Source organism: Kitasatospora sp. NPDC056783 (genome assembly GCF_042789895.1).
Lineage (GTDB): Bacteria > Actinomycetota > Actinomycetes > Streptomycetales > Streptomycetaceae > Kitasatospora.
Map to the genome: position 1 here is coordinate 23065 of NZ_JBHUAF010000049.1, position 10190 is coordinate 33254.

At 76.2% G+C, this 10190-nt stretch carries 8 protein-coding genes; 7 read left to right on the plus strand and 1 reads right to left on the minus strand.

Translation table 11 applies throughout. The features are described from left to right. Positions 1–141 precede the first annotated feature (141 nt). Complete coding sequence (locus tag ACFRMQ_RS10735; RefSeq protein WP_380729195.1) at positions 142–1536, plus strand: alpha/beta fold hydrolase; 1395 nt, start codon at positions 142–144, stop codon at positions 1534–1536. 73 nt (positions 1537–1609) lie between these two features. Here the strand turns inward: ACFRMQ_RS10735 and ACFRMQ_RS10740 are convergent, their stop codons facing one another. After that, positions 1610–4420 carry a hypothetical protein gene (locus ACFRMQ_RS10740; RefSeq protein WP_380729197.1) on the minus strand — a complete coding sequence of 937 codons (2811 nt, stop codon included), beginning with the start codon at positions 4418–4420 and terminating at the stop codon, positions 1610–1612. 589 nt (positions 4421–5009) lie between these two features. Between ACFRMQ_RS10740 and tgmA the strand changes: the two genes are divergently transcribed. The 6 genes from tgmA to ACFRMQ_RS10770 form a co-directional block, all read left to right on the plus strand. Continuing rightward, complete coding sequence (tgmA, locus tag ACFRMQ_RS10745; protein ID WP_380729199.1) at positions 5010–5285, plus strand: putative ATP-grasp-modified RiPP; 276 nt, start codon at positions 5010–5012, stop codon at positions 5283–5285. Beyond that, entirely contained in the window at positions 5282–6250 is a 969-nt protein-coding gene (gene tgmB / locus ACFRMQ_RS10750) for an ATP-grasp ribosomal peptide maturase (protein ID WP_380729201.1), read from the plus strand. The genes tgmA and tgmB overlap by 4 nt, the downstream gene beginning before the upstream one ends. Next, positions 6247–7389, plus strand: a complete 1143-nt coding sequence (gene tgmC, locus ACFRMQ_RS10755; RefSeq protein ID WP_380729204.1) for an ATP-grasp peptide maturase system methyltransferase — start codon at positions 6247–6249, stop codon at positions 7387–7389. Before tgmB ends, tgmC begins: the two co-directional genes overlap by 4 nt. A gap of 255 nt (positions 7390–7644) precedes the next feature. Then, positions 7645–8262 (plus strand): SigE family RNA polymerase sigma factor, encoded by a 618-nt coding sequence (locus ACFRMQ_RS10760; protein ID WP_380729206.1) that lies wholly within the window; start codon positions 7645–7647, stop codon positions 8260–8262. After that, positions 8259–8957, plus strand: a complete 699-nt coding sequence (locus tag ACFRMQ_RS10765; RefSeq protein WP_380729208.1) for a hypothetical protein — start codon at positions 8259–8261, stop codon at positions 8955–8957. The genes ACFRMQ_RS10760 and ACFRMQ_RS10765 overlap by 4 nt, the downstream gene beginning before the upstream one ends. An 86-nt stretch (positions 8958–9043) precedes the next feature. After that, the coding region (locus tag ACFRMQ_RS10770) for a glycosyltransferase (RefSeq protein ID WP_380729210.1) at positions 9044–10190 on the plus strand (1147 nt) is incomplete at its 3' end.

The following is a 10190-nucleotide window of genomic DNA, read 5'->3' on the forward strand; positions in this document are numbered from 1 at the left end:
GAGACGGTGTGACCGCCGGTCGAGGAAGTCGAGGAAGTCGAGGAGGCGGCGCCCGGTTCCGTCCCGTGTTCCGTCCACCGGTGCGAGGCTGATTCCGTGACCGCGTCAGCACGGGCGCGGTGCGCGAGCGGAAGGACTCCCATGACGAGGACACGCGGCCGCGTCGCCGCCCTGCTGGGCGCCGTCGCGGTGATCACCGCCACGACCTTGGCCACCCCTTCGGCCTCCTTCGCCGCCGCCGGGTCGGACCGGGGCGGCGGCGGGATCACCGGATGGGCGCCCTGCCCGGACGCCCCCGAGTTCAGCTGCGGGACGCTCACCGTCCCGCTCGACCACAGCGGCGCCACCCCGGGCACCCTCGACCTCACGGTGGCCGTCACCGGCAACACCGCCGCCCCCAGGGGCGACCTGCTGTTCCTCACCGGCGGGCCGGGCCAGCCGGGCGTGCCGACGATCCCACGGATGGCGAGCAAGCTGGAGCCCGTCCTCAAGGACTACCGGCTGGTCATGTTCGACCAGCGTGGCACCGGCGCCCACGCGCTCCAGTGCCCCGGCCTCCAGGAGGACATGGGCTCCTCCGACCTCGCCGTACCCCGCAGGCAGTCCGTCGCCGACTGCGCCGCCGCCCTCGGCCCGAACGCCCGCTACTACAGCACGGCGGACACCGTCGCCGACATCGACCGGCTGCGCGAGGCCCTCGGCGACCGGCGCCTGACCCTGGACGGCGTCTCGTACGGCACCTTCGTCGCCGAGCGGTACGCGCTCGCCCACCCCGCGCACGTGGCCCGGCTGGTGCTCGACTCCGTGGCGTCGCCCCAGGGCCTCGACCCGCTCGACCTGGCCGCGCTGCCCGCCACCGCCCGCGTCCTGCGGGCCGCCTGCCGGGCCACCGGCTGCACCACCGACCCGGCCGCCGACCTCGCCGCCACCGTGCGCCGCTACGGCGACGGGGCGAAGATCCTGAGCGCGCTCACCGGCTACGAGTTCATCGACCCGGACTTCGGCGGCGTCCCGGAGATCCTGCACGAGGCCGCCTCCGGGCAGCCCGCGAAGCTCCAGGACTTCTTCGACCTCGTCCACCGGGAGGTCGACGCCGCCCCGGCCGAGGAGCTCAGCCAAGGACTGCACTCCGCCGCCCTGTGCGCCGACTCGCGCTTCCCGTGGGGCACCACGGACACCCCGGTCGCCGGCCGGGCGGCGGCCCTGGAGCGCACCCGGCAGCGGCTGACCGCCGAACAGACCTGGCCGTACGACCCGGCGACCGCGACCGGGCTCGGCAGCCTCCTGGTCTGCCTGGACTGGCCGCGCGAGCGGGTGCCGCCGGCGCCGCCCGCGCACCGCAAGCTGCCGAACGTGCCGGTGCTGCTGCTCGGCGGCGACCGCGACCTGGCCACACCGTACGAACTGATCCACCAGACGGCCGAGTTGGCGCACGACCCGGAGATCGTGATCGTGCCCGGGGCGGCGCACTCGGTGCAGAACCGGGCGGCGAACCCGGCCGGACGGCAGGCGGTCTACGACTTCCTGTTGCGGTAGTGGGCGCCCCCGGCCGACCGCCGTTCCGTGCCGGGAGACGCGACGGCGGGCCGCCTCGTCCCCCGGCGCGGCGTCACGCCTGCTCCCCCGCCCGCAGTTCGGTGGCGATCCGGCGCCGGCCGGCGATCAGCGTCTCCGCCAGCACCCCGAGGCCGACCAGCAGGGCGAGGCCCGCGGTGGGCAGCAGCACCGGCAGCAGCACGGGGGTGATGGCCTCCCCGACCCTGGCGCCGACCAGCGTCGAGATGTCGAAGGCGCCGCCCAGCAGGGCGACCGCCGCCAGCGCGACCAGGCCGCCGCCGACGGCCGCCGCCAGGGTCTGCGGCAGCGCCTCGGTCATGATCAGGGCCAGCCCCTGACGGGGCCGCAGGCCCATGGTGCGCAGCCGGGCGAGCACGGCCGTGCGGTCGGGCGCGGCCCGCACCAGCGTCAGCAGGACGGCGAGCAGGGCGAATCCGGCGGCGGCGAAGCCCGCGTACCAGAACAGCCGCCCGGCGGCGCGCTGCAGCGGGTCGTCGCCGAGTGCGACGGCGGTCTCGTGGCTGTCGTGCACCGTGTATCCGGTGGGCAGCCCGTGGGTGGACTTGCCGACGGCCTCGGACTCGTCCGCGATCAGCTTGGCGAGGCCGACGGGCTGGGCTCCGGCGTTGTCGCGCAGGACCGTCCTGACCGCTTCGGGGTCGAGGTCGCCGACGGCGAACCACTTGTTCACCCGCCTGGTGTCCGGCAGCCGTTCCCAGGCGGCGCCGGCGGGGACGACGACGAAGGGCTTGCCGAGGTCCGGCAGCGCGGGGGTGGCGCCGACCGTCCCGGCGACGGACAGGCGCAGGTCGTTGCCGTTGGGCGTGCGCACGGAGTTCGACCCGGCGGCCAGGCGCTCGGCGAGGCCGGGGCTGACCAGCGCGGGCACGGGGGTGTCCCGGCCGCCGGGCGCCGCCGTCAGCTTCGCCGGGTCGAACTCGCCGGCGCCGAGCGTCCGGGCGATCTCGGCGTAGGCGGCCGGATCGACCACCATCAGCAGGTGGACGTCGGTGCCTTGCTGGTCGGCGCCGATGACGCGGGCCTTGGGCTCGGCCCAGACCGCGGTCGAGGCCCGGACGCCCGGCAGGGCGCGGGCGGCCTCGGTGAACGGCTCGGTCAGGGTGGCGTAGTCCGGGAGGGAGACGCCGATGTCCCCGCCCGTGGCGATGCGCGCGGCGCGCGTGCGGACGTGGTCGACGGTGTCGAGCACCGTGGCGCCGAAGCCGGTCGTGGTGACGGCGATCACCAGGGCGAGCAGCGGCAGCGCGGAGGGCTTGCGGCGGCCCGTGCCGTCGCGGGCGGCGCGGGCCAGGCCGAGGAAGCCGATCGGTCCGCGGCCCCGGCCGGCGAGGGCGGCCAGCCGGCCGACCACCACCGGTTCGATCCTGGCCAGCAGGAGCCCGCCGGTGACGGCGAGCAGGAGCGGGGCCGCGACCAGCATCGGATCCAGTCCGGCGCCGGTGCCGACACCCCGGCGGCGCAGTTCCACCACGGCCGCCGCGGTGACCGCCACGACGGTGAGTTCGCCGACCAGCCGACGCCGGCCGCCGTCCGCCCGCGGGCGCGCCCACAGCAGGGCCGCACGGGCCGGGAAGGCCAGCAGGGCGATCAGGGTGACGGCCAGGGCCGCCAGCACCGAGCTGCCCCAGCGGGGGGTGGGCAGCAGCACCAGGGCGAGGGCCGTCGCGAGGGCGGCGGCCGGCAGGACGGTGACCGCGCCTTCGGCGATCAGCCGGCGCAGCACCCCGGCGAGGGAGCCGCCGCGGGCCCGCAGCAGTCTGATCTCGGTGGCGCGCCGGTCGGTGGAGAGGGCGGCGGCCAGGAACAGCACCACGGTGGCGACGCCCGCCACGCCGGCCGGGCCCATGGTGCCGAGCGGCAGCGAGGCCCGGTAGCGTTCGTCGGCCCGGGCGAGGATGTCGGGCAGGTCCGAGCTGGTGTGCAGGTCGGCGCGTTCGGTCGCTTCGGCCAGGGCGGTGGCGTCGGGGCCGGTCAGCAGGGAGCTGACGGCGCCGCGGGTGCGGTCGAGCCGGTCGGTGTGCAGCGAGGCCGGGTCGACCGGCAGCCGCCAGAAGTTCTCGGCGCTCGAACCCCACCGGGCCATCGCGGACAGGCTCGCGCCGTCGACGAAGCCGGTGGTCGTCCAGCGTTCGAACTCGGGGTCGAGCCGCAGGCAGGCGCGCAGCGGGCAGCCGAGGTCGGTCCAGAACGGGTCCTGGGGGTCCTTGGCCTCGTAGAGGCCGACCACGGTGGTGGTCCGCGGGGCGCCGGTGCCGTCAGCGCCGTTGTCGATGACGTCGCCGAGTTTGATGTGGATGGTCTCGGCGGCCTGCTTGCTGATCACGATCGGCAGCGGGCCGCCGGCGGCGGCGCCGGGGGCGGGCCAGGTGCCGTCGGTGAGGGTGACCCGGCCTGCCAGGTCGTGCAGGTAGAGCAGGTCGAGGTCCGGCAGGGGGTGCTTCTCCGAGAGGTGGGCGTAGCCCGGGTTGCCCATGGTGCGGGCGGCGACGGCGCGGGCGCCGTAGGCCTCGCCGGGGGCCGGCGTCAGCTGTCGGCCGAGCGCCTCGGCCAGGTGCCCGCGCACCCGGTCGAGCGTGGCCGCGTCGTCGCCCGCGCGGACCTTGGAGGCGGTGCGCAGACTGGTCTGGTTGAGGCTCTTCTGACTGACGAAGTCCTGGAGCGCCGTGTCGGCGCCCCGGTCCGCGACGCGGGGGAAGGCCGCCGCCAGGAAGACGGTGACGAACGCGAGGGCCGCCATGAGCAGTGCGGCCGCCGGGCTCGCCCGCAGTCTGGTGCGCACCCAGCGCGCGGGGCGGTGGGCGGTGTCGGTGGTGGGCGGGCGGGTGCCGGCCTGGGTGGTCACATCTCCTCCACGTGGCGCGGCACGGTCGGCCACGTCTCGACGGCGGCGTCCGGCGCCGCCGTAGGTAAGAACCGTCAGGGGTGCTCCGGGGTTGCCTGCGCGTTTTCCCGGGGTCGCCCCGGTCAGCGGGTGAGGCCGAGCCCGCCCGGCGCCTCGTCGATCCGGGCCCGGTGCCGCTCCTCCGGCCCTTCTCTCTCGCTCCTCCTCACGTAACGCGGCGTCCGGGCGGCGGCGTTCACGAGGGCCGCTGACCAGGGACGTTCCGCCGCCACCGTCCGGTCGTCCCTCCCCCGGCGAAGGCCGGGAGCGGGTGCCGGGCACGCCGCCAGGGCCCTCCCCCGTTCCCCCTTGTGGGTACGGGCTGTACCCGGTGCGGTCCGCGGCGTGGGCGTACCGGAGCGAGAGGTTCTCCGGCGTCCGGCGCCGGGGCCGCCCCGCCCGCCTACGCCCGGTGGCGCCCGGCGAGGTCGCCGTAGCCGCCCGCCGTCAACCTGGCATATTCCGTCCTCCTGGACGGACTTGAAAGCGGCTCCGCGCACCAGCAGAGTGTTGGCCAGTGAACCGGCACCATCGCTACGAGGAGGATGCAATGACGCAGACGCCCGTACCGTGGGGCATCGGCAGGATGGCACCGTACACCGCCACCACCGCCCCGCTCCCGGCGCTCACTCCCGTGATCGACCCGGAGACGCAGATCGCGGTCGTCGTGGACGAGGACGGCCGCACGGTGGAACTGGGGTCCCACGGCACCAGCACCAGCGGGCTCACCCCGACCACCACCCGCCCCGGCGACGGGGCCGGACCGGGCGGCGCGACGGACGCCGACAGCACCGAGTCCTACGACCAGGACCAGAGCGGCAGTTGACGCTCCACCGCACACGGCCGGTGCTGGTCCTGACCAACCCCTACGACGTCACCGCGGACGTCGTCCTGCGCGTCCTCGCGCGACGGCGCGTCCCCGTGGTCCGTCTCGACCCCGGCACCGACCTGCACACGGGCACCTCGCTGACCGCCTCGTTCCGTACGGGCGGCCGGCGGGGCACCCTGCGCACCCCGAGCCGCGAGCTCGACCTCACCGAGGTGGGGTCCGTGTGGGTGCGCCGGGCCTCGCCCTACGAGGGGCCCGCCGACCTCGACGGCCAGGAGCGCCGCTTCGCGGCCTCGCAGTCGCTGTGGGGCGCGGGCGGCGTCCTCGCCTCCCTCCCCGGGGCGCACTACGTCAACCACCCGTGGGCCAACCGCGCCGCGGAGCACAAGCCCGCCCAGCTCGCCGCCGCGCAGCGCTCCGGGTTCGCCGTCCCGGACACCCTGATCACCAACGACCCCCGGGAGGCACGGGAGTTCGTGTCCCTCCAGCCCGCCGGGGCGGTCTACAAACCCGTGTGGAACACCCCGTACTCCGTCGACGGGGAGCCTCGGGCGGTGTGGGTGCGGGAGGTGCGGGCGGGGGAGATCACGGACGCGGTCCGGGCCTGCCCCCACCTGTTCCAGGCCCGCGTCCCCAAGGCGTTCGACGTCCGGGTGACCGCCGTCGGCGGCCGGCTGTTCGGCGTGCGGATCGACAGCCCGGACCTCGACTGGCGCGACCGCCAGGACCTGATGGCCTGTACGCCGATCGCCGTGCCCGAGCCGGTCGCCCGGTCCGTGGCCGGCTACCTGGACCACTTCCGGCTGGTGTTCGGGGCGTTCGACTTCGCCGTGACGGGTGACGGCCGCTGGTCCTTCCTCGAGTGCAACCCCAACGGCCAGTGGGCGTGGCAGCCGCCCGGGATCACCGAGCGCATCGCCCACGCCCTCGCCGACGAGCTACAGAGAGGCCCCGACGCATGAGCACCTCCCGAGAACTGCGCGCCGCCCTGGCGGCCGGCCTCGCCGAGAACGGCGGGCTGTCCGATCCGGTCTGGATCAAGGCGGCCGAGGCGGTTCCCCGTGAGGTCTTCGCCGGGTCCTACTTCCTCCCCGTCGAGGGCAGCCACCCGACCGCCTACCGGGCGGTGCGGCCGACGGACCCCGGCTGGCTGGAGGGCGTCTACGGCGACCGGACGCTCGTCACCCAGCTCGACGGCCGCACCGGCGCCGACGACGTGGGCGCCGGGCCGGTGATCGGGGCCCCGTCGTCCTCCTCGACCCTGCCGTCCCTCGTCCTGGGGATGTGGCAGCGACTCGGAACGGACAGCGGGCACCGCGTCCTGGAGATCGGCACCGGCACCGGCTACTCGACCGCCCTCGGCGCCCACCGGCTCGGGGACGCGAACGTCACCAGCGTCGAGTACGACCCGCGGGTCGCCGAACGCGCCGCCGCCGCCCTGCGGACCGCCGGGTACGCGCCCCGCCTGGTCGTCGGCGACGGACTGCGCGGAGACCCGGACGGCGGTGCCTACGACCGGCTGATCGCCACCTGCTCGGTGCGCCACCTGCCGCTGCCCTGGCTGCACCAGGTGAAGCCGGGCGGCCGCGTCCTGGTCACCGTGTCGGGCTGGAGCTACGCCTCGGGCCTGGCGGAGCTGACCGTGACCGGCCCCGGCGAGGCCACCGGCCGCTTCCTGCCCGGCTACACCAGCTTCATGATCGCCCGCCCGCACGACCGCCCGCCGCACTCGGCCCTCGCCCTGCTGCCCGGCGACGAACGGCCGAGCCTGATCGACCCGGCCGTCCTCGACGGCTGGACCGGCGGCTGGGTCGCCCAGCTCGCCGCCCCCTCCGCCGAGCGCATGGGCGGCGGCGGGACGCAGATCCTCTCCGACGTGGCCACCGGCTCCCAGGCCCGCACCACGCCCCGCGCCGACGGGGGATGGACCGTCACCCAGCGCGGCCCGCTGCGGCTGTGGGACCGGGTCGAGGAGGCCGTGGGGCTGTGGCGGCGGGCGGGCGAGCCGCACCAGGAAGGTTTCGGGATCACCGTCTCGGCGGCCGGACAGCGGGTGTGGATCGGTGAGGAGGACGGCCCGGGCTGGAACCTGCCGATCTGACCGGGCGCCGTCGTGGCCGGCGGCCCCGGCCGTCCGGTAGCGGTGTCCCGTCCTCCTGTCCCGTCCTCGTCCGCCGTCCTCGCCCGCCGTCCCCCTGTCCCGTCCTCGCCTCCTGTCCTCCTGGGCTTTCCCCGCCCGCCCTCCTCCTCGGCCGGGGTGCCCGGCGCCGCCGTGCAACCCTTTCGGCCACGCGGCGGTGAGTAGGGCAGAGCGACGGTCCGGCCGGGTCGTCGCGTGGACACGAAGAGGAAACGGATGACCGCGAGCACATGGCACATCCCGGTGGAGGACCGGCCCCGGCCCGTCCCGGCACCGGCTTCCACGAGCGGGCCCGGCCTGCGGGAGCTCGGCTTCGAGGCGTTCGCCGCCACCCGCTGGCCGCGGCTGGTGCGCACCGCCTACCTGCTGACGGGCGACCACCACGAGGCCGAGGACGTGGTGCAGGCGACGTTCGCCAAGGTGTTCAGGAACTGGTCCCGGATCAGCCGCCTGGAGGAACCGGACGCCTACGTCCACCGGGCCCTGGTGAACAACAACCTGAGCCGTCACCGGCGGCGCCGGGTCCGGCAGCTGCTGGTGCCCGTGCTGCCCGACCGGGCGTCGGCCGCGGGCGGCGGCCACGGGGTCGAGGAGCGCTCGGTGCTGATCCAGGCGCTGGCGGAGCTGCCGCGGCGTCAGCGGGCGGTGGTCGTCCTGCGCTACTGGGAGGACATGAGCGAGCGCCAGGTCGCCGAGGTGCTCGGCTGCTCGCCGGGCAACGTGAAGAGCCAGGCCAGCCGGGGCCTGGCGAAGCTGCGCGGCCACCCGGCGCTGGCCCCGTACGCGGCGGGCACCGGTTCGAGGATCGACGGCACGGACGGAGGCGACAGGTGATGGACACCGAGGACATGGTGCGCGGCGCGCTGCGGGAGGAGGCGGCCCGGGTCGCGGTGGCGGACTGGGCCGCCGGGCCCGTCCGGGACCACGTGCGCCGGCAGCGGCGGCGGATGGTGACGGGGGCGACGGCCGTGGTGGCCGCGCTCGCGGTCGTGGCCGGGACGGGGGCGGTGCTGTCCGCGCGGAGCGAGGTCCGGGCCGCGGCGCCGGCCTCGCGGCCTCCGACGCTGCCGGAGGGGCCGGCTCCCGAGGCCGTGGTGGTGGAGCCCGGCCAGCAGCTGCCGCTCGGCCGCCCCGGCTGGTGGATGCGGCTGGCGGACCGGGAGATCTGCATCCACGACGCTCCCGCGTACAAGGACGGCCCGGGGTGCGGCGGGTACTCCTGGGCGGGAGACGCGACCGAGATCACCGTGCAGTACTACGGGAACCCGCCGGAGTACCAGGAGGGCCTCTACAACCTCGTCTACCACGGGCCCGGGAAGGTCGCCCGGATGGCCCTGGAGCGGGACGGCAAGGCGTACTGGGCCACCGTCGCCTCGCTCCCCGGCGACCCCGGCTTCGCCGCCGGCTATCTGTGGGGGCCGAGCGAGAAGAAGTCCGACGGTCCGAACGGGTACCCGGTCGACGGCATCCGGCTCGCCGCGTACGACGCCCAGGGGGCGGTGCTGGCGAGCAGCACGGTGCTGCCCTGAGCCTGGCGGGGCTGCTGCCCCGAGCCTGGCGGGTGGTCACGGAAATTCCGGCGACCGGCAGCGGCCGCCGGTGCAGAATCGCCCCCATGCGCATTCTGATCGTCACCACCGGCTCCCGCGGGGACGTCGCACCGTTCACGGGCCTGGGCCGGCGCCTGGTCGACGCCGGGCACGAGGTCGCCGTGGTCGCCCACCCCGCCTTCGCGGCACTGCTGGAATCCTGCGGCCTGGAGCACCGGCTGCTGCCGGGGGACCCGGAGGAGCTCATCCGCGCCCGGGCCCGGGCGACCTCCCGGGAGGAGACCCGAGCGCTGATGAGGACGTTCGTGGACGGGCTCGCCGACGGCGTGGCGGACGCGGTGGCGGGCGGCGCGGACCTGCTGCTCACCGCGTTCGCCCCCTCGCCGCTGGCCCAGACGGCGGCGCGGGCCCACGGCGTGCCCGTCCTCGGCACGTACCTCACGCCCGCCTTCGCCACCCGGGAGTTCCCGCTGCCCGGCCCGGCCGGCGCCGAGGACCTGGGGCCGGAGGGCAACCTCGCCGCCGGCCAGGAGCGGGTGCACAGCGCGGCGCGGCTGTTCTCGGACGCCGTGGCCCGGATGCGCGAGCGCCTCGGCCTGCCCGGGACGACACCTCCGGAGCCGCTCGGGTACACCCGTCCGGTCGTCCACGGCTACAGCCCCCGGCTGCTGGCGCGCCCGGCGGACTGGCCGGCGCCGGTCGAGGTGGCGGGCTTCTGGTGGCCCGCCCGGCCGCTGGGCTGGGAGCCTCCGGCCGAGGTGGTCGACTTCCTCCAGGCCGGTCCGGCACCGGTGTTCATCGGTTTCGGCAGCATGGCACCGGGCGAGGGCGCGCGGCTCGGCGAGCTGGTGACGTCGGCGGTGCGGCAGGCGGGGGTGCGCGCGGTGGTCCAGGCGGGCTGGGCCGGGCTGGAGGCGGCGGGGGACGGGGTGCTCTCCGTCGGCGACCTGCCCCACGACTGGCTGTTCCCCCGGATGGCCGCCGTCGTCCACCACGCCGGGGCGGGCACCACCGGCGCGGCGCTGCGCGCCGGGGTCCCGGCCGTGCCGGTGCCCGTCATGGCCGACCAGCCGTTCTGGGCGGCCCGACTGCACGGGCTGGGCGTCGCCCCGCGGCCGGTGCCGTTCGAGGAGCTCACCGCCGAACGCCTCGCCGCAGCGATCACGGCCGCCCTGACCGAGCCGCTCCGGCGCCGCGCGGCCGAGGTCGCCG